Source organism: Pseudomonas gingeri (assembly GCF_013386115.1).
Classification (GTDB): Bacteria; Pseudomonadota; Gammaproteobacteria; order Pseudomonadales; family Pseudomonadaceae; genus Aquipseudomonas; species Aquipseudomonas gingeri.
In genome coordinates this window covers 154,048-176,806 of the sequence record NZ_JACAOR010000008.1, presented here as the reverse complement: position 1 = coordinate 176,806, position 22,759 = coordinate 154,048, and the positions used below count along the sequence as shown (strand labels likewise).

Below are 22,759 nucleotides of genomic sequence, written 5' to 3'. Positions count from 1 at the left end.
GGTTAACGGTTATTGAAGTCCGGCGAGGACAGCAGAAAGGTGTTCCACTCCTGGGGCGACCTGGCCTGGTTCAGCGCCGCCATCGTCGCCGCCGACAGATGAGGGCCGATCGCGTCGTAGTAAAGCGGCGTGGTGATCAGCGGAAAACCGCCACCGACCTGCTGGCTGCCTTCGGCGGTGAACAGGCGGTTGTTGCCCGCGCCGATGGCCCGGGCGATTTCGAAGCGCCTGGACATCTGCCCGGAGCTGGCCCAGCCGGCGGCATCCAGCGGCCAGCCATCCGGGGTCTGGCGACCGAACAGCGGCTCGCCCAGCTGGTTCAGCCAGTTGAGCAGCGGACGCGGGTTGGCGATCGGCTTGCCGTCATAGGCCAGGCGCACGGCCGAGACCACGAACTGCATCGGGTCCTTGAACTTCCTGCCGGCGCTTTGCAGCAGTTCCGGAGACTCGAACAACGTGCGCATGACCTGGGCGATATCGCCGTCGGTGCGCTGGAAGGTCAGCGCCATGCGATCCACCAGCGCCTGGGGCGGCTGATCGGCGACAAAGTACTCGGCCAACTTGCGGGAAATGAATCGGGCGCAGGCTGGCTGGCGGGTGATCAACTCGACGGCACGGGTGATCTCGTCAAAGCCGCTGCCCGGGATCGACTGCCCCAACAACACCTTGTCGCTGAAATCGTGACGCTTGGGATTGAACTCGAACATGCCGTCACGCACCACCTGGGCGGCCACCCGCGGCCCGAACTTCTGCTGGCGACCGTCCATCGGCAGGACGCCCGCGCCGGTCAGGATCAGGGCCAGTTGCTGGACGTCCTGCTGGGTGTAACCGGAACCCACGCCCAGGGTGTGCAACTCCATCAATTCACGGGCGTAGTTTTCATTGACCTTGCCCCTGGCGTTTTGCGCATTGTCGAGGTACTCCAGCATCGCCGGGCTTTTCAGCGTGGCCAGCACCAGGTCCTTGAACTTGCCCAGGGCGTGCGGACGGATCGTCCGCTCCTCGTAGTCCGCCGCCATCAGGCGCACCGCGCCCTTGCCGGAAAAGACGCTGAAGTGGTTGAGCCAGAACCATACCAGCTGTTCCTTGAGCTGGTTGCTGCCATACACCGCCCGCAACAGGACGATCTGCCGCGCCTGGTCGGCGGCATCATTGGCCTGCTGCTGCATAGCCTTTTTCGCCGCCACCTGGGCGTCGCCCTCGGGCATCGACTTGAGCTGTTCCTGGGACTGCCTGAACGCCAGCAGAGTCGCCTGCAACGGGTTCGCCAGGATCGGATAGCTGCGCAACTGGGCGTCGATGGACGCCGGCAATGGATCGCGGATGCGATCGCTCAGCTGCGCCTGCAGCAACCCGGCCCGTCCCATCGCCCGAAAGCGCGCGACATTCGCCGCATCCAGGTCGAAACCGTCACGCCGCAGCCAGGCCGAATCGGTGGGAGCGAGGGGCTCGGCCATGGCCGGCACGGGAAGGCACAGGCCCACGCAGAGGGACAGACAAAAAGGTCGCAGGACGGCACGAACAAGCGGCATGCAAAAGGCTTCCTGGCTAAGGGAAAAAACGTCATCCACCACGATGCCAGTGTCTACCCGATCGCCTGTCCGGATGCTGACAGACCCTCACCTTGCCGCGTGCCGACAGACGGTGTCACGCCGAACGGAAAAAGCCTGCGGCTTCAGGCAATGGACAGACACAGGCTGTTACAAACAAGCATAGCCGGTCACTTGTGACGGCCCTGTCGTTCAACAAGAAACACGTCATGTCCGGGACACCCCCGAGGAGGTCTGATGTTTTTTCGTTATGCCGCATTGGCTGCCGTCGTCGTCGCCGCATCGGGCTGCGTGCAGGAGCGGGTGGTGCACGAGCGCCCGGTGATCGTCGAGCGTCCGGGACCGCGTTACGTCGAGGTGGTGGCGCCACAACCACCGCCACAGGAAATCATCGAAGTGGAACCGGCCTACCGGCCCGGCTTTGTCTGGGCCCGTGGCTACTGGCACTGGGACGGTCGCCGTTACGTGGCGATGCACGGGCACTGGGAACCCGTGCGCCCGGGCTACCGCTATGTGCACCCGCACTGGGAACGACTGGGCGATGGCTGGCATCTGCGGGCGGGGGTGTGGGTCAACTGAATCGTTGACCGATCGTTCCCACGCGCCGCGTGGGAACGATCGGCAGGGCTCAGATTTCGCCCTTCTCCACTTCCGGATGCTCGCTGGAGCCTTCGCCGGTCTTGCGCTGTGGATGTTCGATCTTCACCGAAGGGAACTGCGACGAGGCATAGCGCACCACCAGGATCGCGAACGCCAGCAGCAGGATCGCCCCGGACAGGTAGACCACGCCCATGTCCGGAGGATTGTGGTGCGACACATTGGAGATCAGCAGCCGGGTCAGCGCGGTGATCGCCACGTAGATCAGGAAGCGCACCGGCATGTGGTTGGTCTTGAAATAGATCCCGACCATCGCCCCCAGTTCGAGGTAGATGAACAGCAACAGGATGTCGTCGATCTTGATGTGACCCTCTTCGATCATCACCAGGAACTCCATCACCGCCGCCCAGGCCGTGACCCCGCCGATGGCGAACAGCGCCAGGTAATGGAAGGACTCGACGAACAGGTTACCCAGGGACTCGGCCACCTGGTGCACGTTTTGCCGCAGTTTCTCGGCCCAATTGATTTTCACGGTGCACGTCCTTAGATCGGTTCGATCGGATGATGCGGGTTGAAGGTGACTGTTTCACTGCATGCCGCGGCTTCCTGCTGCCGGCGACGACATGCATGCAGAAAAAAGGCCAGAAGCCTGGATGAGATGGTGGGCATATGTTTCAAGACACGTTGGACTTTGCCTGTGCCGGCCCTTTCGCTGGCAAGCCCGCTTCCACAGGCAGGGGCTGCCCTTGAAAGCGCCGCTTCGATTGCCCTGACAAACCTCGAAACCCGGCTACATTAAAAAGCCACTACCCAAACCCTGGGGATTCGCTTATTCTTTATGCTGTATATAAATACAGTAATCGCAAAAGACAATTTATCGTGAAGGCATATGAGGTGGTAAATGGCCGTCGAAGTGGTATACCGCAGCAGCCGAGATCTGGAGCGCCTGTTCATGGATAAAGCCGAAGCTGATCGTCATGACAAGATGCTCGAACTGGCCGAGTTGCTGGCTGAAGTCCTGCAGAAAGCCGTGCCCTCGCTGAGCGAGCAGCAGGTGGAAGAAGCCGGTATCTACATGGCGAAGAATCGCGATGTGTTTGCCAAGGCCTTCAAGAGCCAGCCGGATGCCCTGGCCGAGCTGCTGTCGGCCGACCCCGCCGAGTAACACACCGCGCTCTGCCCTGTGGGAGCCGGCTTGCTGGCGATGACGTCCTTCGGGACGGCACCAGACTGGCCGGCCTCATCGTCGGCACGCGGCTCCCACCGGCTCAACGGTACAGCAGTCGCTCCGCGAGCTCGTCCGCGACCCGCGCCGGCGAGCGCTTTTCCGCCTGGGCATGGGCAAAGACTTCGGTCAGGCGCGTGCCGATCCGCGACAGGTGCGCCGTGATGTTCGGCAGTTCCTCGCCCCGGTGCTTGAGCGCCACATAGATCAGGCCACCGGAGTTGATCACGTAGTCCGGTGCGTAGAGGATCCCGCGCTTTTCCAGTTGATCGGCGACACTCAGGCTGGTCAGCTGGGTATTGGCGGAACCGGCGACCGCCGCGCAACGCAGTTGCATCACGCTCTGGCTGGTCAGGACATTGCCCAGGCCGCAGGGGGCAAAGATGTCGCAGGGCGTGCTGATCAACGCCTCGGTAGCCACCGGATGCGCGCCGAACTGTGCCATCGCCAGTTGCACCTTGCCCTGGTCATTGTCGCTCACCAGCAGTTCCGCCCCCGCCGCGTGCAACTGCTCGGCCAGGGCATAACCGACATTGCCCAGGCCCTGCACCGCCACCCGCAGCCCCTCGAGATTGTCACTGCCCAGGCGCGCCATGGCGGTGGTGCGGATACCGGCGAACACGCCCATGGCCGCATGGGGCGACGGATCGCCGGCGCTGGTGGTGCTGGTGACATGCTGGGTGTACTGGGCGATGCAATCCATGTCCGCGGTCGAGGTACCGCTGTCGACCGCGGTGATGTAGCGACCGTCGAGCTGTTCGATACAGCGACCGAACGCCTCGAACAGGGCGGCCCGGCTTTCGACATGGGGCGGCCGGATGATCACCGCCTTGCCGCCGCCCACCGGCAACCCGGCGAGAGCGGCCTTGTAGCTCATGCCCTGGGCCAGGCGAATGGCATCGATCATGGCCGTTTCATCATCGGGATAGGCAAGGTAACGACAGCCGCCCAGGGCCGGTCCCAGGCGACGGTTATGGATGGCAATCACCGCCTTCAACCCGGTCACCGGGTCGACGCTGAGGTGCAGCGATTCAAGGCGAGTGCTTTGCATGAGAGCAAACATCGAATAGCCCCCTGATCACTTCTTGTACAGCGAGTATAGGCTTCGCCGCAAAGAATGCCGAAGTACCGGGGAATAAGCCGGCGCGCGTTGCCAGGCTTTATGACATAACTCATCCGGGCTGCGAAGGCACTGGACGAAACCCCGCCGCAGGGCTAAAACGGAGCATCAGCCGGAGATTTCGATGAACCCCCGCCAAGCCTTTTTTGCCTGCCTGGAGCGCACTCCGCCCGCGGTGTTCGAAGCCGCGCTGTGGCTGGCCGCCGAGCACGATCCGAAGGTGCGGCCCGACACTCTGTTGCAGGACTTCAAGGACCTGCAGCAGCGGGTCAGCGCCGGGTTGCCGATGCTGCCGGTCAGCGAGCTGGCGCAACCGCTGCTGCGCCGCCTGAACGACCTGGGCTTCCAGCAGGATGAATTCACCCCGCTGCGTCCCCATGCCGCGTTGCTCGACAAGGTCCTGCAACGCAAGCGCGGCCAGCCGCTGGTCCTGGCGCTGATTGCCCTGGAGCTGGCCCGTTGCCTGGAGATCCCGCTGGTGGGGGTGAACTTCCCCGGACACTTTCTCCTGCGCGTGCCGGGGGCCGACCATCTGCTCGACCCTTGTGGCGGTCGCCGTCTCTATCCCAACGATTGCCGTGAACTGCTGAGCCGCCAGTACGGCCCCGGCATGCTCCTGCGCGCCGAGCATATGCAGACTGCCACGCCGGTCCAGATGCTCCAGCGCCTGTCACGCAACCTGCGGCAATTGCACCTGGCCAACGATGACTTCCTGGCCGGGCTGCGGGATGCCGAGCGGGTCCTGGAACTGGGCCAGGGCAATGCCAGCGACTACCTGGCCCGTGCCAGCCTGTACCAGAAGCTGGAGTGCCCGCGGGCCGAGCGTTACGACCTGGAGCGCGCCCTGCTGCTCAGCGAAGACCCGATCCAGCGGCTGCGCCTGACCGAACGACTGGGACAACTGCCGCCCAATACCGTGGTGCATTAGCCGATCCGGCACGCCTCGGGCAAGCCGGTCGCCGCGTCCTTCGGTGCACGCACCTGAACGATCAATAGCGCCGCGATCACCGCCGGAATCGCGCAGAAAAAGAAAATCTGCTGGACCGGGATGTGCATTGCCAGCAGCAGGCTGCCGAACAGCGGGCCAAGGATCGAGCCAAAGCGACCGACACCCAGGGCCCAGCCCGCCCCGGTCGCCCGCACATGGGCCGGGTAGAAATTGCTGGTGAAGGCATTGAGTGTCAGTTGCCCGCCAATGATGCAGAAGCCGGCGGCAAACACACAAAGCACCAGCAGGCGTGGATTTTCCTGATTGAGCCCCAGCAATATCGTGCACAGCGCCGCAGCCGCCAGCACACAGGAGAGCAGCCGCGCCTTGCTGCGCAGGCGATCGGCGAACCAGGCCAGAGCGATCGCCCCCAGGGTACCGGCGAACAGGAACATCGAAGTCACCAGATTGGCCTCATTGAGTTTCAAGCCGCCCTCCAGCAACAGGCTCGGCAGCCAACTGATCATGAAATACAGCAGGATCAGGCTGACGAAAAAGGTCGCCCAGATCAGCAACGTCGGTCGAGCATAACCGTTGCGGAACAACTCGATGACGGTAAACCGGCTGCTGCCCTGATCTTGCGGATTTGCCGTCAGGGTCGCTGTCGGCGGTTGCCAGTCCGGCAGCATGCGCCGGCTTACCTGCAACAGGCGGCTGTAGGGCGCCGGATCACGCAGCAGGCGCGACAGGGACTCGGGCAGGAACAGGTAGAGAAACGGAAACAGCAGCAACGGTGTGACACCTCCCGCGAGGAATACCGCCTGCCAGCCGAAACGATCGATAAAGCCGGCGGCGACAAAACCGCCCGCGGCGCCCCCAAGGGAAAAACCGCAGGCGGCCAGTGTCACCATCAGGGTCCGCAGGCGCGGCGCAGAATACTCGGACATCAGCGCCATCGCGCTGGGCATCGCACCGCCCATGCCGATCCCGCAGATAAAGCGCGCCGCCATCAGGCTGTCCAGCGAATGGGTGAACACCATCGACACCGTGAGGCAGGCGTAGATCAGCACGCAGCAGAGCAGTACCCGGCGCACACCCAGGCGGTCCGCCAGCGGCGTGACCAGCAAAGAGCCCAGGGTCAGGCCCAGCAGGTTGGCACTGAACACCGGGCCGAAGGCCGCCTTCTCCACCCCCCAGTCCTGGGCCAATGCGGGCACCACGTAGCCCAGTACCTGGGCGTCATAGCCATCGGTGACCAGCAACAGGGCGAGAAGCAGAAGGAGCAACCATTGATAGCGGGACACCGGCCGGGCGTCGAGCGCCGCGCGAAAGCTGGCAATCTGATTGTGCATCGCAAGGTACCTGATCTGTTTTTATGGTTATGCATGAAATGCGGGCAACAGCGCCTTGCACCGGCGCTCCGGTCGCCCCACGCCGGAGCGCGAGGGCGATTCAGCAGGATCGAGTCTTGCTAGGCCGGGGTATCCGGCTGGTTGGCCGGGTGGGCCTGGATAAATGCCGGGTGCTGCTGCGCCAACGCGGCAACCCGGCGAATGCGCGGATACGCCTCTAGGGAAACCTTGAAGCGCTCGGCCGCATACAACTGCGGAATCAGGTAGACATCGGCCAGCCCCGGCTCATTGCCAAAGCAGTAGCCGATGTCGCCGATCAGTTGCTCGACGGCGGCCAGCCCCTGGCTGATCCAGTGCCCGATCCACGTCTGCACCTGCTCCTCGTCGTGCCCCCACTGGCGCAGCAGGTTGAGCACGCTGACATTGTGCAACGGATGGATGTCGCAACCGATCAGCGCCGCCACCGCCCGCTCATGGGCGCGGGTCGGCAGGTCGCGGGACAGCAGCGGCACCTGGGGATAACGCTCTTCGAGGAACTCGATGATCGCCGGCGACTGGGTCAGTACATGACCGGTATCGGTGCGCAACGCCGGCACCCGCCCTTGCGGGTTGATCGCCAGGTACGCCGCCTGCCGGTGCTCGCCGCCACCGGCGGCAATCAGGTTGACCGGCAGCGCCTGGTAATCCAGGCCCTTGAGGGCCAGGGCGATGCGCACGCGATAGGACGAGGTCGAACGGTAATAGGTGTAAAGCTCCATGGCGTGCTCCTCTCAACGCACCGGCAGTATCTTGCCGCGACATTCGCCGAAACCGATGGAGGCAAAGCCTTCACGGCTGCAACGGGCGCGCAGGATGATTTCGTCACCGTCCTCGAGGAACTTGCGCACTTCGCCCGAAGCCAGCTCCACCGGTTTCTTGCCACCCTCGGTGATCTCCAGCAGGCTGCCGAACTGCCCGGCCTCGGGGCCGGACAAGGTACCCGAACCGAACAGGTCGCCGGCCTGCAACTGGCAGCCGTTGACGCTGTGGTGCGCGACCATCTGCGCCACGGTCCAGTACATGTGGCGGGTATTGCTCAGGGTCAGGCGCTGGGGCGGCAGTTGCTGCTCGCGCATCGATTCGGTCAGCAACAGCACTTCCAGTTCGATATCGAAGGCGCCGTTTTCCTGGTCGTGTTGATCGAACAGGTACGGCAGCGGCTGCGGGTCGCCGGCCGGGCGTGGCGGCTGGGCCCGGCGGAACGGGGCCAGGGCCTCGGCGGTCACCACCCAGGGCGAGATGCTGGTGATGAAGCTCTTCGACAGGAACGGCCCCAGCGGCTGGTATTCCCAGGCCTGCACGTCACGCGCCGACCAGTCGTTGAGCAGGCAGAAACCGGCGATATGTTCCGCCGCGTCGGCAATGGCAATCGAATCGCCCATGGCATTGCCCTGGCCGATCCAGATCCCCAGCTCCAGCTCGTAGTCCAGGCGCGCGCAGGGGCCGAACACCGGTTCGCTCTGCCCGGCCGGCAGGGTCTGGCCCTTGGGACGGCGCACATCGGTGCCGGACGGGCGGATGGTCGAGGCCCGGCCGTGATAACCGATGGGCACGTACTTGTAGTTGGGCAGCAGCGGATTGTCCGGACGGAACAGCTTGCCGACGTTCTGCGCGTGCTCGATGCCGACGTAGAAGTCGGTGTAGTCGCTGATCCTGGCCGGCAGGTGCATCACGCAATCCGCCGCCAGCGGCAGAAGATTCGTGCCCAGGGCTTCGATCCGGCCGCGCAGCTCGCTGCCTTCACCCAGCAGTTCAAGCAGGCGCTCGCGCAGGGCCACGCGGGCGCTGCGACCGAGTGCGAAGAAGGCATTCAACTGGCCGCCCCGGGTGGCCTCGACCGCGGCCCTGGCGGCCCCCTCGAACAGACCGGCCTCCAGGCCCGCCTGCAGATCGAAGATATGCTCGCCGATCGCCACGCCGCTGCGCGGGGTCGAATCCTGACGGCTGAAAACGCCCAGAGGCAGGTTCTGCAACGGGAAGTCGGCGTGCCCGTTGGCAGACGCAACCCAGCTGCGCGTGAGGGTTGGTTGAGTCATGGGTTATCTCCGATCCGGGTTGAAGGTGGCGGGCAACGTCGCCCAGCAAGCGTCGTAATTGTTCTGCAACTGCGGGCAGTCGAGGGCGAAACGGCTCGGGCGCAGCACCTGGCTGGTCTCGAACATGAAGGCCATGGTGTTGTCGATCTTGCTCGGAGCCAGGTCGGCGGCAATCGCCTTGCTGCAGGTTTCGCCGTCCGGGCCGTGGGCACTCATGCAACTGTGCAGGGAGGCCCCGCCCGGCAGGAAACCTTCGGCCTTGGCGTCGTAGGCGCCCTGGATCAGGCCCATGAATTCGTTCATCAGGTTGCGGTGGAACCACGGCGGCCGGAAGGTGTTCTCGGCGACCATCCAGCGCGGCGGGAAGATCACGAAGTCGAGGTTGGCCAGGCCGTGGACGCTGGTGGGCGAGGTCAGGACGGTGAAGATCGACGGATCCGGGTGATCGAAGCTGACCGTGCCGATGGTATTGAAGCGGCGCAGGTCGTACTTGTACGGCACGTTGTTGCCGTGCCAGGCGACCACGTTCAGCGGCGAATGATCGAGTTCGCAGCCCCACAGCTCACCGAGGAATTTCTGTACCAGGGTGGTCGGTTGCTTGAGGTCTTCGTAATGGGCCACCGGCGTGAGGAAGTCACGGGGATTGGCCAGGCCGTTGCTGCCGATCGGCCCGAGGTCCGGCAGGCGCAGCGGGGCACCGTGGTTTTCGGCGATATAGCCGCGGGCCTGGGGATCGAGCAGTTCGACGCGGAATTTCAGCCCCCGGGGCAGCACGGCGATTTCCAGCGGTTGCAGTTCCAGTACCCCGAGCTCCGTGGCGATACGCAGGCGGCCCAATTCGGGCACCAGCAGCAGTTCGCCGTCGGCATTGAAGAACACCCGCTCCATCGAACGGTTGGCACGGTAGCCGTAGATGCTGATGCCCGCCGGTTTGTCCGCGCCCGAATTGGCCGCCATGCCCACCAGGCCATCGATGAAGTCGGTGGGCTCGGCCGGAATATCCAACGGGTTCCAGCGCAGGCGGTTGGGGGTCACGGCGCCCAGCGGGCCACCGGCCAGTTGCCGGTCGAGCCGGACAAACGCCGGATGATTGGCCGACGGCTGAATCCGATACATCCAGGTCCGCCGGGCTTCGCTGCGGGCCATGGTGAAGGCGGTGCCGGAAAACAGTTCGGTGTAGAGCCCGTAGGGGGCTTTCTGCGGCGAGTTCTGGCCGACCGGCAGGGCACCGGGCAACGCCTCGCTGCTGAATTCATTGCCGAAGCCGGACTGATAGGCCAGCGTCGTGGAGTCGAGGTTCATGGAGCCTCCTGAGGGAGTGGACCGTTGTCTGCCTCGATCATCGACATGCAGCAAGGTCGGTTTGTTTTTATCGGTGCGAAATTATGTATTGCGTAATTCGATTATGCAAAACGTAATTTGATTGACGATGCCCGTCAAGCTATAAAGACGCCCATTCGTCCCGGGATCACATTGCCTCCATGGAAAAGCCGCGCAGTACCAGCGACAGCAACGGTAAACAGAAAGTCCGCTCGGCCGAGGTCGGCACCGACATCCTCAAGGCCCTGGCCGAACTGTCGCCCAGCACCTCGCTGTCGCGCCTGGCCGAGCACGTGCAGATGCCGGCGAGCAAGGTCCACCGCTACCTGCAGGCGCTGATTGCCAGTGGCTTCGCCGAACAGAACGTGGCCACCAACCACTACGGTCTCGGCCGCGAGGCGCTGCGGGTCGGCCTGGCGGCGCTGAACAGCATGGACGTGCTGCAAGTGGCCGCGCTGCCCCTGGCGGAGTTGCGCGACGACCTCAATGAAAGCTGCTTCCTGGCGGTCTGGGGCAATCACGGCGCGACCGTGGTGCATATCGAACCGGCAGTGCGCTCGGTGACGGTGGTGACGCAGTTGGGCTCGGTGCTGCCGTTGCTCAGTTCATCCACCGGGCTGGTGTTCAATGCCTTTCTCCCGGATCGCGAGACCGCCGATCTGCGCGAGGCCGAACTCAGGGCCGGCTCCCCTCACCCGCTGGCCGATGCCGCGGCCTATGCCATGACCTGCGAGCAGATCCGCCGGCGCGGTCTGCATTTTGTCCACGGGTTGTTGATGCCGGGGGTCGATGCGCTGTCGGCACCGGTGTTCAACGCCGTGGGCAAGGTGGCGGCGGTGTTGACCGTGGTCGGCCCGACCTCGCTGTTTCACGCCGATGAGGACGGCCCGGCGGCCAAGCGCCTGCTGGCGGCGAGCGAAGCCGTCAGTTGGCGGATGGGTTATCAGCCACAGGGCTGACCGGCCCCGGGATTACCCCATCAGGCCCAGCGCCTTGGCCTTCGCCACCGCCTGGGTGCGGCGCTCCACCCCCAGCTTGCTGTGGATGCGGCGGGCATGGGTTTTCACCGTGTGCAGCGAGATGAACAACTGGGTGGCAATCTCCAGATTGGAACTGCCCAGGGCGATCAGCTTGAGCACTTCCAGCTCGCGCTGGCTGAGGGGATTGTCCCCCGTGGCGATCAGTTCTTCCTCGAAGCCCAGTGCCGAGAGGATCCCCGGCTGACGCAGGCGCAGCTCACGCAAGGCCTGCTGCAGATGGCAGCGGCCGACCAGCGCCAGCCCCTCGCCGAGGTGGGTCTTGGCCAGGGCGCTGCGGCTTTCCAGAAAAGCCACCTCCGCCAGGGCCAGGCGGATTTCCGTTTCGATCCCCTGCATGCCCCGCTGCTGTGCCTGCGCCAACAACTGCGCCAGCGACTCCAGCCCGGCACAGGGCTTGCGCTGATACACCCGGGCCAGGATCAACAGGTATTCCAGCCGTGGAATCAGCTCCAGGGTGGCCGGTGGCGCCTGCACAGCGTTCGGCCCGCGATAATGGCGCAGCACCCGGGTCAAGGCCTCGTCCGCCAGTTCGGGACGTCCCTGTTGCAGCCAGAGATGGCTGCTGATCATCAACAGCACCGCGCGGTACACCAGATCCGGAATATGCCGCTGCTGCATCAGTCGCTCGGCATCGCGCAGACGGACGAAGGCCTGGGCATAGTCGCCGTGGTTGGCATCCAGCAGCGCCAGGCCGAGGAAACCGTACAGGGCACGCTTGTCCTGACTGCGCAGGCATTCGTCGAGTCCGGCCTGGAAATACTCGGCGGCCTGCTGGTCGCGGCCCTGGCGCAAGGCAATGCGGCCCTGGCGCAACGCGACCCGACCGCGCAACGGGCCGGTCAGGTAACGCTTGGCCGTCAACAGGGCCTGCACGTTATCCAGCAAGGCTTCACTGCGATGCAGGGCGCCGCGCTGCTCCAGCAACTGCGCGTGATCCAGCTCCAGCAATGCCTCGAACAGCAACGATCCCTGGGCGCGCGCCAGGCACAGGGCCTCGCGGCTCAACGCCTGGGCCTGTTCCAGCTCGCCGTTGAGCAGGGCCTGCTGGGTCAGCCCCGACAGGCAGAACAGCCGTGCCGGCCACGCCGCCGCCGGCAGATCGTGGAGGGCGTCGAGAAAATGCTCGCGCGCCGACCGCGCCTGCCCCTGCAAGTGCAGCAACCAGCCCTGCTGGGCCTGCCAGCGCGCCAGCAGTTGTCGTTGGGCCGCGGCGGACGGTTGCGGGGTGAAGCGGGCCATCTGTTCGATGCTGTGGGCCGCCTCGTCGAAACGTCCGGCGAACAGCAACGCCGTGGTGATCAGGCCGAGCAGATGCGGTGTGCCGAACATCAGCTCGTCCGGCTGTTGCTCGTGCAGGCGCAACAGCAGCGCGACGTTCTGGCCCTGGAACAGATAGTCGAAGGTGAAGTTGTGCAGCAGGCTGGCCGCGACCTCGAACTCTTCGGCGGCCAGGGCCTGCTCCACCGCCGCCTGCCAATCGCCTCGGGCACTGAACCACTGGCAGGCGCGGCGATGCCAGGAACGCCCGGCCGGCCAGGGCTCATCGCGCAGCAGCAGGGTCAGCGGCGCGAACACCCGCAGCCATTCCGTGGAGTCCTCCCAGGGTTCGATGAAACAGCCCAGCTCCTGCAGGGTGCGCATCCACTGGGCGCCCTCCCCGGCACCGAACAGATGCTCGCAGAGATCGGCATTGAAACGCGGCAGATGCGCCAGTACGCGCCAGGCTTCGGCCAGCTCGGGCGCCAGGGCATCGAACAGTTCGTGTTGCAGGTAATCGAGCAGCGTCGCCGAACGTCGCGAGCCGACCTCGGGATCGTTGGCGATCCACGCCGGCGCCTCCAGCAGGGCGACCCGTACACCCGCGCACCAGCCGGCGGTGTACTGGCCGATCCGGTCGATGCACTGGGCCGACACCTGGACTGTCGGATTGACCACCAGGCGTTCGATCTCGCCGCGCTCGAAAGCCAGGCTCGGGCCGTCGACCTCGTAGAGTTCGCCTTCCAGCAACAGCCGGGGCCAGTTGCAATGGGGCCGTCGCCGCCCGCCCAGCCACCAGCTCAGGACCGGGCTGCTGACCGCCAGCAGGCGATCGAGCAACTGGTCCAGGGCCGGGTTGGGCAAGCGGCAGTAGTCGTCGAGAAAGATCCAGGTCGGCAGGGTCCAGCGGGCCAGCCGGGCCAACAGGCTCGCTTCATCCCGGGCATCGTCCAGGCCCAGCGCCTCGGCCAGGGCGCAACAGAAGGCCTCGCTGCTCAGGCTGGCGCCGGCCAGTGGCAGCCAGCACACGCCGCAGTTGGGCGCTGCCTGCAACAGGCATTCGGCGAGCAGGGCGCTCTTGCCGCTGCCGGCGGGGGCACAGAGCAGGCGCACCCGTGCCGACGATTCGATCAAGGGTGTGCTCAGGCGTGGGCGCGGCAGATGGCGGGAAGATAAACGAGGCAAGAACCCGGGACGATCCAGACGCGGGGTCATGGCGGTCATTGCGGCGGCCTTTTCTTGGTTTTATACCGCCACCCTAGTCCTCATGGGCCGCTTTGTTGAATGAGTATTCAGCACACTGATTGACGGCCATAAGGAAACTGACCGACCGGTCGCGCCCGGCGCGCCGGGTCGCCCCGAGGGATCGCAGGGGCATTTCAAAAACACCCTACGCCGCACAAGGAAAGCTCTTAAAAACAGCGCAGTCCACAAGCCTTACTGTCTTGTTCCACGCTTAAAGAGTTCGTCTCATGAACATCATCAAATACACCACCTACCGCGCAACCAGGAGTTTTGACAGTCGGGTCCGCTTTCTCGTGATGCATTACACGGCGGGCAACTTCCAGGCTTCGATCGACAGCCTGACCGGCCCCCATGTCAGCGCCCACTACCTCGTCCCGGACCCGGCCGATGCGTCCTATATCGCGGCGGGCTTCAACACCCAGAACATCTTCAACCTGGTCAATGAGAACGACCGGGCCTGGCACGCGGGAACCAGTAGCTGGGGCAACCGTAGCAATCTCAACGACAGCTCCATTGGCATCGAGATCGTCAACCTGGCGACCGACGACAATGGACAGTTCACCTTCCCGCCCTACCCCGAGCCGCAGATCGAGGCGGTCAAGGAACTGGCGCTGAACATCCTCGCGCGCTACCCCGCCATCAGCCCGGTCAATGTGGTCGGCCACAGCGATATCGCCGTGGGCCGCAAGAGCGATCCGGGCGCGGCCTTTCCCTGGCAGCAGCTGTATCAGGCAGGCATCGGCGCCTGGTACGACGAAACCACCAGGGACAGTTATCTCAGCCGTTTCACCGAACAGGGCCTGCCGCAGCCGGCCACCTTGCTGGCGCAGTTCAAGGCCTATGGCTACGACACCTCGAAAGCGACCTCGGAGCAGGGCTTGTGGCAACTGATCCGCGCCTTTCAATTGCACTTCAGGGCCGACAACCATGACGGCAGGATGGATATCGAAACGGCTGCGCGCCTCGCGGCGCTGGTGAAAAAATACTTCCCCGCCTCGGCGCTCTGAGAGACGGCCACGGCAAGCCGACTCAGGTCCAGGGGCGCTGCTGATTCTTGGGTGCGACACAGAGCACTGTGGGAGTGGGCTTGCCCACGAAGAGGCCCTCGAGACTTGCAGCGCCGCTGATGGCCCCTTCGCTGGCAAGCCAGCTCCTACAGTGGGAAACAGTGTTGCCTAGCGAACCCCGCTCGCCCGCAGCGCCGCCGGCGTGTAGTCCGCCGCCTTGCCGACAAAGCCGAACTGGAAGCTGTGTTTCTCTTCGTTCTTCATGCCCAGGGCGATGTAGCGCCCGGCGATCAGGTCGTACAGCGTTTCCACGGTGTAGGCCGGCACCTGGTGATCGTAGTAGAACTGCGCATGGCCTTCGGCGACCCGCCACAGTTGGCCGCGACCGTCATAGTGGTCCACCAGCGCGACCTGCCAGCTGTCTTCGTCGATGTACATATGGCGTTTGGCATAGATGTGCCGTTCGCTCGGCTTGACCGTGCCCTCGATTTCCCAGACCCGGTGCAGCTCGTAGCGGGTCAGGTCCTGGTTGATGTGGCCGGCCTTGATCACGTCGGTGTACTTGAGGGTCGGCGAGTCCAGCTTGTAGCTGTTGTAGGGGATGTACATCTCCTTCTTGCCGATCAGTTTCCAGTCGTAGCGGTCCGGCGCGCCGGAGAACATGTCGAAGTTGTCCGAGGTGCGCAGGCCGTCGGCGGCCGTACCCGGACCGTCATAGGCGACTTGCGGGGCACGGCGCACGCGGCGCTGGCCGGCGTTGTAGACCCAGGCCAGGCGCGGCTCCTTCACCTGGTCGAGGGTTTCGTGCACCAGCAGCACGTTGCCCGCCAGGCGCGCCGGCGCAGTGACTTCCTGCTTGAAGAAGGTCAGCACGTTGGAACCCTTGTCCGGTGCCAGGTCGGGCACTTCCGACGGCACCGCGGCTTCTTCCTCGAAGGTGATCGGGGTGAAGGAGCCGTTGGTCTGCGGCGTCGCCTGGGTGATGGTGCGTCGCAGGTTGCCACCGTGATAACGGGTGATATGGTTCCACAGCACTTCCACGCCGTTCTTCGGAATCGGGAAGGCGTAGTAGCGGTTGCCGGTGAAGTTCGCCAGGCCGTTGCCGTCGTTGATCGTGGTGACGTTGAGGGCGCTGCGCTTGGCCGAGTCCAGCACCGCTTGCGGCAGGGCCACGGTGCGGTGGGTCGGATAGACCGGGATCTTGTAGGTCTCCGGATAACGCTTGAACATCGCCAGCTGGCCGTCCGAGAGCTTGGCCTTGTACTGGTCGGCGGTGGCCGCGGTGATGACGAACAACGGTTTTTCATTGGCGAACGGGTCGGCGAGGAAGCCCTTGCTGTCCACCGCGCCGGCATTTTTCGGGATGCCGCCGGTATAGGCCGGGATCGAGCCATCGGCATTGCCGGCCTTTTCCGCGCCGATCGGGGTCAGGGTGGTGCCGAGCTTGGCCGCTTCCTCCGGGGAAACCGCCGCCATCACGTTGGCCGCCAGCAGACTCAGGGCCAGGGCGCCGCATTGCAGGATCATCTTACGCATAAAGTAGTCCTTTTCAGCCTTGATCAGAAGTTCGCGCCGACGCTGAGCGCGAGGAAGTCACGGTCGGTCAGGGTGTTGTAGCGGCCACCGAAAAAGTCGGTGTAGCTGAGGCTCGCGGTGTAGGTGTTGCGGTAGTCGGCATCGACACCGATGCTCACTGCCTTGGCGCCTTCGTTGAAAATGCCGTTGGGACCGTAGCCCTTGACGTCATGGGACCAGGACAGGTTGGGCTTGAGGTTGACCCCGGCGAACACGTTGCTGTAGTCGAGGATCGCCCGGGCGCGGTAGCCCCAGGAGGTGGCGGTGACAAAGCCGCCGGTATCGCCCTGGAAGCCGTAGGCACCGTAGACCGAGTCACGCCCGTAGCGCAGTTTGTCCTTGGACTCCAGGCCACCGACGTAGGTGATCCCGGCCTCGCCCACCAGGGTCAGGCGATCGGCGCCCATGACCTGGTCGAAGAACTGCGTGAGGGTGGTTTGCGCCTGGGTGATTTCCTTGCGGCGATAGCCGGTGTTGTCGGAGCCGGCCGTGGTTCTGATCGGCGAGGCGGCGCCGCCGGCAATCGGATTGACCAGCGCCAGGGTCAGGTCGGTGGTGTTGAGTTGCACCGGGGCGTTGGGACGATAGCTGATCTCGCCACTCCAGGCGGTGCCGGTCGGCAACGTGGTGGAGAAGCTGGCGCCGTAGAGACGGATATCTTCCGGGTATTCGAGGTAGTACTGACCACGTCCCAGCATGATGCTTTGCGCCAGGCCGCTGCGGACGGCAGCCGGCGCCAGCGGCAGGATGCTGCCCAGTGAATTGATGGTGCTCTGGCCTGCGGTGGTGGTGCCCACAGTCGGCGTCCGGCTGTGGTAGTTCATGAAGTAGAGGCCGTATTCGGTGTCACTGCCCAGCCAACGCAAGGCCATGCCCCATTGACCGCCATCGCGAGCCTCGCGGTCGTTGCTGCGCTGTACCACAACGCCCTCTGGAGTGACCTCGAAGCCCTGCCCAAAGGCAGCCGCCAGTGGCTGCAACGGCGCGATGGCCGGGCTGCCGACGGTGTAGTTGTTGTTGCACCCGTGTTGCACCACATCGTTGCCGAAGAAGGTCCCGCAGTTGTCCACCACGGTGTTTTCCCAGTTCAACTGGTAGAAGCCCTCGACCGTCAGCGCATCGGTGAGGCTCTGGGAAGCGAAGAACATATTGACCGGGATCAGGCCTTCCTTGATCTCGGCGCCGGGCCGGCGGAAAGCCGAGACGTCGATGGGGTTGATGCTGTTGATGGAGTTGCCGATAAAGGTGCTTTCGCCCCAGCTGACCACCTGCTTGCCCAGGCGCACGGTGCCCGGCAGGTCGGCGATGGAGTAGTTGTGGTAGACAAAGGCGTCGAGCAGTTGCGCGCCGGAAGAGCGTGCCCCTTCGTCGCGATGATGGTCGCTGAGATCCTTGAACTCGCGGTCGCCATCGGCCAGTTCGAAGTCATACCAGTACTTGCCACGAACGAAGACGCCGGTATCGCCATACTTCAATTCCAGGTCATGGATGCCCTTGAAGATCTTCGAGAAGGTATCGCCCTTCTTGAAGTTCAGGCGCCCGTCATCACCGGTGGAGGCCTGCCCGGTACCGCCGTTGGTAACCCCTACCAGTTTCTTGTCGGCATCGCGCATGCCCCAGCTCGCGCCGACCGACAGGGAAGAGTCGAACTTCCCTTCGATCTCGCCGATGTTGAACGAAACCGCGTTGGCCTGGGCGCTGGCGCCCAGGGCCACGGCGATAGCCAGCGCCTGCGGCGTGAAGATGGCGCGCATTGTTGTTTTTGTCATGCGTCTTCCCCGGTGAGTGACAGAAGCCTTCACCCTACCCACCGCCAGCGGGAGCGATAAGCGCACCAAGGAGGTATTCGCGTTGTACCTCCAAAGGATGAATGCCCGCACCGGCACGGGCTTGCAGGGCACCATCGAAACGCTGGATGGCAGGCCATAGCGGGGATGGATGAAGGTCGTCGGCACACGGACCGACCTCGGGGCAACCGCCAGCGACTGTTACCGCGAATGCAACAGTGATTGTCACGAAGCGCGCTTTTTCAGACATCCACAATTGCTTATTCTTACCTGGCTTTCAGAAGGAATGGCTTGAAGGGTTGAAACTTCGAGACAGGTTCCGGCATCGAGTCACCGGCTCTGCACTGAGGGTTGTCCTGGCCGTCGCGGCTGAACGTTTTTCGATATCCGCCCCAGGGTTGGCGGGTCATCATCGCGCTGTTCACTGACGTTGATTTGTAGCTCCTTGATCAAACGTCTTCCCTTGGCCGCTGCGTTTGCAGCGGCTTTTTTTATGGTCGCGCAATTCAATTCCTATAAACGAGTAGGAATAATAACGAACCACTGTAGCTAAACTCTCTTTTGCCGACCTCAAGGCCTTTAACTGTCATATCGCATAAAGATTCAGATTTTCTTCCCGATAGGGCTCTCGTCATAAATCATTCAGGAGAGTCACTATGCTTGACTACGTCAACAGGGTGATGAATCGAGTCGCGCCCTATGTGTATCACGTCAGGGATGAATTCAAGACTTCAAGCGGGTATACGAGGGAAGAAGAAGATGCCAGCGCTAGAATAAAACAGTTCTGGGCAGACGATTCCATTCCAATAAGTGAAAAACTGCAAGGACTGGATTTTGACCTTAGCCGCTTCGATGGAAAAAACATTACCAACCGAGAGTTACTTGAGGTCGCAAAGGCACTGCTAAACGCAGGTTTGATCGACATGGATGGACTCATGGTATTTACCTATCCAGGAAGAGAATTCAACACTCAAGGCACTCAAATAAATAGAGATACTAAAATCGATGCTTTTGCGCAAATACAAAAACAATTGGACTCTATTAATCGCATGATCGATGGTGGATACGTTGTGGCCAAGGACATGATACCAAAACAGAATTTTGCACTAACCGTCCTTAAAGGATTGCAGGAACACTCGCTAATGACGACTAAAAAACACTGGGTAAATGTAAGAGTCTGACTGTGAATCAGCCCGCCTCTGCATTCTGGCAGAAACGGGCTGAATTCCTCACAATGGTACAGAGAACGTCCCTTTATAGCGGATCGCGGTTGCACCGGCCTGATTGTCAATGACAACACGGAAGGTGCCTGTTCCTAATTTTTCCTGCATATCCGACGGGCCTGTTCTCACCAGGCTCCAACCGTTTCCCTCCATCTTTTCGATATTCATGTAGGTCAACGCTCCACCCAGTGTACGAATCCGGATGTCATGAAATCGGTCATCACAGGTCGAGGTATAAGGACCATGAACCACCATCGTCTCCCCCGGCATGACAATCCCTTGATGGATGGTTCCCTGATTGATCAGGCAATTGGGGAACGTCGCCTCTGTCAGAGGCGACTTTTGCGCAGAGGCGGCTCCTGTCTGTGGCACCAGGGCAACAGCAATAACCAGTGGCAAGTATTTAACAAACATAGGTGAGTACTCCATTTCGTTTTCAGTGGTGCATCGCTCGATGCACGCGGCTGCGTTATGCAGCTCGCACCAGAAACGGAATCAATTCACACCCTAGTTGTACATTCCTTACCTATCCGACTTAATCGTAGGCCGTCTCCTGCTTCAGACGACCACTTCCAACGCGCCTCCCTTTTTCACGATCACCCTCTCGGAACCGGAGGACGGTTCAGGCCGTATATTTTTGCAGATTCGCCATCATTTGCCGCAGCGCCTCGGGGGTATCCTGCGGATGCACGGCGCCTTCGAAGTTGCAGATCTTTTCCCAGTTCGCCGCGACATCCTCCACCGCGAAACCGTTGTGCGGATCGAACCCGGCGCCCAGGCTGCGTTCCCAGCGGGTCTTGCCGATCCAGCCGCCACCGACTTCGAACAGACCGGAAGTTTCCTGGCACTGCTCACTGCCGAGGAACACCACCAGCGGGCTGATCAGCTCGGGCTTGAGCAGTTCGAACACCTGCGGCGGAATCAGGCCTTCGGTCATGCGCGTGCCGCCCGTGGGGGCGATGGCGTTGACCAGGATATTGTTCTTGCGCCCTTCGATGGCCAGGGTGCGGGTCAGGCCATAGAGCCCGAGCTTGGCCATGCCGTAGTTGGACTGGCCGAAGTTGCCATAGATACCCGAGGTCGAGGCGGTGAAGATCACCCGTCCGTAATTCTGCTCCCGCAGGTGCGGCCAGGCGGCGTGGGTGACCTTGTAGGCACCTTCGACATGCACCCGGTAGACCAGATCCCAGTCGGCGTCGTCCATCTTGAGGAAGGTCTTGTCCCGCAGGATACCGGCGTTGTTCACCACCACATCGACACGACCGAAGGCATCCAGGGCGTTCTGCACGATCTTGTCGCCATCGGTCACCGAGTCATGGTTGGCCACCGCGGTGCCGCCGGCTTCTCGAATCTCGGCCACCACCCGATCCGCCGCCGACGCGTTGGCGCCCTCGCCATGGGCCGAGCCGCCGAGGTCGTTGACCACCACCCGTGCGCCATGGCGGGCGAACAGCAGTGCATGGGCACGGCCCAGGCCGCCGCCGGCACCGGTGACGATCACCACTTTATCTTCGAAGCGCACAGACTCACTCATACAGGTCTCCAGCCGGGGGCGATGGGAATAGACCTTGAGTGTCGGACACGGGACAGCGGGTCACAATAAATACGGCTGGGGCTGAATGGTGCGCGATAAGGCAGAGGGATAGTCCGTCCGTCAGGAACAGGCCTGGCGCGGTGGCAGCGACACCGACTGCTGCCGGAACGCCAGGTAATGCTTGAGCACCTGCACCGGTGCCTCGGTCTGCGGATAATGGCCGATACCCGCCAGCAGCACGGTGTCCGGGTCGGGAATCAGCTGGCGGTAACGCTCGACCATATGCGCCCCGGAGATCGGATCGAAGGCCCCGTCGATCACCCGCAACGGCACTACGCCACGCTGCATGGCGCTGACCCAGCGCTCGCGACGCGCCCGCCGCTCGGGAATGTAGCCGATCAACTTGTGCAGGATCCGCGGGCCCTGGTTGTTCTCCACCAGGCTCCAGAAATCATCCAGCGCACTTTCGCTGGGACGCGTCTTCGGGCCGAAGATCCGGCTGAAACTCTTGACCAGCGCATCGCGGCTGAAGGCACGCCCCAGCAACCAGCCCAGCGGACTGAGCAGCAGTTTCTGCGCCAGCACCGGACGATGGGTTTCCGGGAACAGCCCGCCATTGAGAAAAACGCAGCTGGCAATGTCGATCCGCGCTTCGTAATGCCGGGCCAGGAGTTCCTGGGCGACGCTGTCGCCATAGTCATGGGCCAGCAGATGCACCGGCTGGTCGATCCCCAGGTGGGCAAGCAGCGCCTGCTGCAGGTCGGCCTGTTCCAGGAGGCTGTAGTCGTGATCCAGCGGTTTGGCCGAATCGCCGAAACCGAGCATGTCGCAGGCGATCAGCCGATAGCGCTGCGACAGGGGCTTCCACAGGTAATGCCAGTCCCAGCTGGCCGTGGGAAAGCCATGGATCAGCAACAGCGGCTCGCCCTGCCCCGCCGCCCAGTAGCGGATGCAATGGCCGCGAAACACGAAGTCCTGCCCGCGTTTGCGCCAGACGCACAGGGGAATCTCGGCCAGTGGCATCAGAGTCTGAACCCGGGGTCTTGCTGGTCGAGCTTGCGCAACAGGGCCGGCCAGGCCAGGGCGCCGCCCATGCCCTGGGCGCTGCGGGTCACCCCGGCAATCATCGCCTTCGCCCCGGCGAGGATCTGCGGCTCGATGGCGATCAGCTGCGCTCCGCCATTTTGCGCCAGGACCTGGATATCGCAGGCGCGCTGGAAGGTGAACATCATCAGGAAGGTATCGGCGATGCTCGCACCGCAGGTCAACAGGCCGTGGTTGTGCAGCATGAGGAAGTTGTTCGGTCCCAGGTCGGCCTGCAGACGGGCCTTTTCCTCGTGGTTCAGGGCCACGCCCTCATAGGCGTGGTAGGCCAGGCTCGACAGGACGAACAGCGACTGCTGGCTGATGGGCAGGACGCCCTGCTGCTGGGCCGAAACCGCCACGCCCGCGGCGGTGTGGGTATGCAGCACGCAGGTGACGTCATGGCGGACTTCATGGATGGCGCTGTGGATGGTGTAGCCGGCCGGGTTGATCTCGTAGGGACTGTCCATCAGCTTGTTGCCGGCCTGGTCGACCTTCACCAGGCTCGACGCGGTGATCTCGTGGAACATCAACCCGTAGGGATTGATCAGGAAGTCTTCGGTGCCCGGCACCTTGGCCGAGATATGGGTGAAGATCAGGTCATCCCAGCCATGCATCGCCACCAGGCGATAACAGGCCGCCAGATCGACGCGGGTCTGCCACTCGGCGGCACTGACCTGATCCTTGAGATTCGCGGGGGCTGCAACAGGGGCTACGCTCACGGTACTGACCTCGGCATTGTTCTGTTTTTTATTCTGCTCGGTTGCCAAACAGTCTAGTCAGCCCGTCGCCGCGGCGGAGTTGCATTGCCAGCCAGCTTGATGACCCTGCGGGTCAGTGG

Annotated in this window: 19 protein-coding genes and 1 pseudogene; 6 read left to right on the top strand and 14 right to left on the bottom strand. The window is 63.2% G+C overall.

The window, feature by feature from the left end; translation table 11 throughout:
* Window positions 1–2 precede the first annotated feature (2 nt).
* Entirely contained in the window at window positions 3–1,532 is a 1,530-nt protein-coding gene (locus tag HX881_RS16800) for a DUF1800 domain-containing protein (protein ID WP_177085554.1), read from the bottom strand.
* 255 nt (window positions 1,533–1,787) lie between these two features.
* Here HX881_RS16800 and HX881_RS16795 point away from each other — a divergent pair, with 255 nt between their 5' ends.
* On the top strand, window positions 1,788–2,129 hold the full coding sequence (locus HX881_RS16795) for a YXWGXW repeat-containing protein (protein ID WP_017126470.1): 342 nt from the start codon (window positions 1,788–1,790) through the stop codon (window positions 2,127–2,129).
* A gap of 49 nt (window positions 2,130–2,178) precedes the next feature.
* Here HX881_RS16795 and HX881_RS16790 read toward each other — a convergent pair whose 3' ends face one another.
* Window positions 2,179–2,679, bottom strand: a complete 501-nt coding sequence (locus tag HX881_RS16790; protein ID WP_177085553.1) for a phosphate-starvation-inducible PsiE family protein — start codon at window positions 2,677–2,679, stop codon at window positions 2,179–2,181.
* Between the two features lie 369 nt (window positions 2,680–3,048).
* On the opposite strand from HX881_RS16790, the gene HX881_RS16785 reads away from it, so the two are divergent.
* Complete coding sequence (locus tag HX881_RS16785) at window positions 3,049–3,312, top strand: YebG family protein (protein WP_017126473.1); 264 nt, start codon at window positions 3,049–3,051, stop codon at window positions 3,310–3,312.
* Window positions 3,313–3,415: 103 nt separating this feature from the next.
* Here the strand turns inward: HX881_RS16785 and HX881_RS16780 are convergent, their stop codons facing one another.
* Window positions 3,416–4,435 (bottom strand): Leu/Phe/Val dehydrogenase, encoded by a 1,020-nt coding sequence (locus HX881_RS16780; protein WP_042935419.1) that lies wholly within the window; start codon window positions 4,433–4,435, stop codon window positions 3,416–3,418.
* A gap of 181 nt (window positions 4,436–4,616) precedes the next feature.
* On the opposite strand from HX881_RS16780, the gene HX881_RS16775 reads away from it, so the two are divergent.
* Window positions 4,617–5,420, top strand: coding sequence for a SirB1 family protein (locus HX881_RS16775; protein ID WP_017126475.1), 804 nt, complete (start codon window positions 4,617–4,619; stop codon window positions 5,418–5,420).
* On the opposite strand, the gene HX881_RS16770 is transcribed toward HX881_RS16775, so the two are convergent.
* From HX881_RS16770 to hmgA, 4 genes and pseudogenes are all read right to left on the bottom strand, one after another.
* Window positions 5,417–6,772, bottom strand: coding sequence for an MFS transporter (locus tag HX881_RS16770; RefSeq protein WP_177085551.1), 1,356 nt, complete (start codon window positions 6,770–6,772; stop codon window positions 5,417–5,419). The two genes, HX881_RS16775 and HX881_RS16770, sit on opposite strands and share 4 nt — an antisense overlap.
* Before the next feature lie 119 nt (window positions 6,773–6,891).
* Window positions 6,892–7,530, bottom strand: a complete 639-nt coding sequence (gene maiA / locus HX881_RS16765; protein ID WP_177085549.1) for a maleylacetoacetate isomerase — start codon at window positions 7,528–7,530, stop codon at window positions 6,892–6,894.
* A pseudogene (gene fahA / locus HX881_RS16760) lies at window positions 7,529–8,847 on the bottom strand (fumarylacetoacetase); the annotation flags it as partial. The pseudogene fahA and the gene maiA, both read right to left, overlap by 2 nt.
* 3 nt (window positions 8,848–8,850) lie before the next feature.
* Window positions 8,851–10,149 carry a homogentisate 1,2-dioxygenase gene (hmgA, locus tag HX881_RS16755; protein WP_177085545.1) on the bottom strand — a complete coding sequence of 433 codons (1,299 nt, stop codon included), beginning with the start codon at window positions 10,147–10,149 and terminating at the stop codon, window positions 8,851–8,853.
* A gap of 179 nt (window positions 10,150–10,328) precedes the next feature.
* Here hmgA and HX881_RS16750 point away from each other — a divergent pair, with 179 nt between their 5' ends.
* Window positions 10,329–11,126: an IclR family transcriptional regulator gene (locus HX881_RS16750; RefSeq protein WP_177085543.1), complete on the top strand. Its 798-nt coding sequence runs from the start codon at window positions 10,329–10,331 to the stop codon at window positions 11,124–11,126.
* Between the two features lie 12 nt (window positions 11,127–11,138).
* Here the strand turns inward: HX881_RS16750 and HX881_RS16745 are convergent, their stop codons facing one another.
* Window positions 11,139–13,688, bottom strand: a complete 2,550-nt coding sequence (locus tag HX881_RS16745) for a LuxR C-terminal-related transcriptional regulator (protein WP_177085541.1) — start codon at window positions 13,686–13,688, stop codon at window positions 11,139–11,141.
* Between the two features lie 248 nt (window positions 13,689–13,936).
* On the opposite strand from HX881_RS16745, the gene HX881_RS16740 reads away from it, so the two are divergent.
* On the top strand, window positions 13,937–14,716 hold the full coding sequence (locus tag HX881_RS16740) for an N-acetylmuramoyl-L-alanine amidase (protein WP_177085539.1): 780 nt from the start codon (window positions 13,937–13,939) through the stop codon (window positions 14,714–14,716).
* A 168-nt stretch (window positions 14,717–14,884) separates the two neighbouring features.
* Here HX881_RS16740 and HX881_RS16735 read toward each other — a convergent pair whose 3' ends face one another.
* Both HX881_RS16735 and HX881_RS16730 read right to left on the bottom strand, forming a co-directional pair.
* Window positions 14,885–16,252, bottom strand: a complete 1,368-nt coding sequence (locus tag HX881_RS16735) for a DUF1329 domain-containing protein (RefSeq protein ID WP_017126483.1) — start codon at window positions 16,250–16,252, stop codon at window positions 14,885–14,887.
* A gap of 23 nt (window positions 16,253–16,275) precedes the next feature.
* Window positions 16,276–18,060 (bottom strand): DUF1302 domain-containing protein, encoded by a 1,785-nt coding sequence (locus HX881_RS16730; protein ID WP_083875332.1) that lies wholly within the window; start codon window positions 18,058–18,060, stop codon window positions 16,276–16,278.
* Between the two features lie 674 nt (window positions 18,061–18,734).
* On the opposite strand from HX881_RS16730, the gene HX881_RS16725 reads away from it, so the two are divergent.
* Window positions 18,735–19,259, top strand: coding sequence for a hypothetical protein (locus HX881_RS16725; protein WP_177085538.1), 525 nt, complete (start codon window positions 18,735–18,737; stop codon window positions 19,257–19,259).
* Window positions 19,260–19,307: 48 nt separating this feature from the next.
* On the opposite strand, the gene HX881_RS16720 is transcribed toward HX881_RS16725, so the two are convergent.
* From HX881_RS16720 to HX881_RS16705, 4 genes are all read right to left on the bottom strand, one after another.
* On the bottom strand, window positions 19,308–19,715 hold the full coding sequence (locus tag HX881_RS16720; protein ID WP_177085536.1) for a hypothetical protein: 408 nt from the start codon (window positions 19,713–19,715) through the stop codon (window positions 19,308–19,310).
* A 208-nt stretch (window positions 19,716–19,923) separates the two neighbouring features.
* Window positions 19,924–20,835, bottom strand: coding sequence for an SDR family oxidoreductase (locus tag HX881_RS16715; RefSeq protein WP_017126487.1), 912 nt, complete (start codon window positions 20,833–20,835; stop codon window positions 19,924–19,926).
* Window positions 20,836–20,955: 120 nt separating this feature from the next.
* Entirely contained in the window at window positions 20,956–21,858 is a 903-nt protein-coding gene (locus HX881_RS16710; protein WP_177085534.1) for an alpha/beta fold hydrolase, read from the bottom strand.
* Complete coding sequence (locus tag HX881_RS16705) at window positions 21,858–22,640, bottom strand: class II aldolase/adducin family protein (protein ID WP_042935457.1); 783 nt, start codon at window positions 22,638–22,640, stop codon at window positions 21,858–21,860. The genes HX881_RS16710 and HX881_RS16705 overlap by 1 nt, the downstream gene beginning before the upstream one ends.
* Window positions 22,641–22,759: the final 119 nt, after the last annotated feature.

What these genes read in the sequence shown, in the direction of transcription:
- HX881_RS16800 (WP_177085554.1), bottom strand. Translation starts at nt 1,532, where the DNA reads ATGCCGCTTGTTCGTGCCGTCCTGCGACCTTTTTGTCTGTCCCTCTGC.
- HX881_RS16795 (WP_017126470.1), top strand. Translation starts at nt 1,788, where the DNA reads ATGTTTTTTCGTTATGCCGCATTGGCTGCCGTCGTCGTCGCCGCATCG.
- HX881_RS16785 (WP_017126473.1), top strand. Translation starts at nt 3,049, where the DNA reads ATGGCCGTCGAAGTGGTATACCGCAGCAGCCGAGATCTGGAGCGCCTG.
- HX881_RS16780 (WP_042935419.1), bottom strand. Translation starts at nt 4,435, where the DNA reads ATGTTTGCTCTCATGCAAAGCACTCGCCTTGAATCGCTGCACCTCAGC.
- HX881_RS16775 (WP_017126475.1), top strand. Translation starts at nt 4,617, where the DNA reads ATGAACCCCCGCCAAGCCTTTTTTGCCTGCCTGGAGCGCACTCCGCCC.
- HX881_RS16770 (WP_177085551.1), bottom strand. Translation starts at nt 6,772, where the DNA reads ATGCACAATCAGATTGCCAGCTTTCGCGCGGCGCTCGACGCCCGGCCG.
- maiA (WP_177085549.1), bottom strand. Translation starts at nt 7,530, where the DNA reads ATGGAGCTTTACACCTATTACCGTTCGACCTCGTCCTATCGCGTGCGC.
- hmgA (WP_177085545.1), bottom strand. Translation starts at nt 10,149, where the DNA reads ATGAACCTCGACTCCACGACGCTGGCCTATCAGTCCGGCTTCGGCAAT.
- HX881_RS16750 (WP_177085543.1), top strand. Translation starts at nt 10,329, where the DNA reads ATGGAAAAGCCGCGCAGTACCAGCGACAGCAACGGTAAACAGAAAGTC.
- HX881_RS16745 (WP_177085541.1), bottom strand. Translation starts at nt 13,688, where the DNA reads ATGACCGCCATGACCCCGCGTCTGGATCGTCCCGGGTTCTTGCCTCGT.
- HX881_RS16740 (WP_177085539.1), top strand. Translation starts at nt 13,937, where the DNA reads ATGAACATCATCAAATACACCACCTACCGCGCAACCAGGAGTTTTGAC.
- HX881_RS16735 (WP_017126483.1), bottom strand. Translation starts at nt 16,252, where the DNA reads ATGCGTAAGATGATCCTGCAATGCGGCGCCCTGGCCCTGAGTCTGCTG.
- HX881_RS16730 (WP_083875332.1), bottom strand. Translation starts at nt 18,060, where the DNA reads ATGACAAAAACAACAATGCGCGCCATCTTCACGCCGCAGGCGCTGGCT.
- HX881_RS16725 (WP_177085538.1), top strand. Translation starts at nt 18,735, where the DNA reads ATGCTTGACTACGTCAACAGGGTGATGAATCGAGTCGCGCCCTATGTG.
- HX881_RS16720 (WP_177085536.1), bottom strand. Translation starts at nt 19,715, where the DNA reads ATGTTTGTTAAATACTTGCCACTGGTTATTGCTGTTGCCCTGGTGCCA.
- HX881_RS16715 (WP_017126487.1), bottom strand. Translation starts at nt 20,835, where the DNA reads ATGAGTGAGTCTGTGCGCTTCGAAGATAAAGTGGTGATCGTCACCGGT.
- HX881_RS16710 (WP_177085534.1), bottom strand. Translation starts at nt 21,858, where the DNA reads ATGCCACTGGCCGAGATTCCCCTGTGCGTCTGGCGCAAACGCGGGCAG.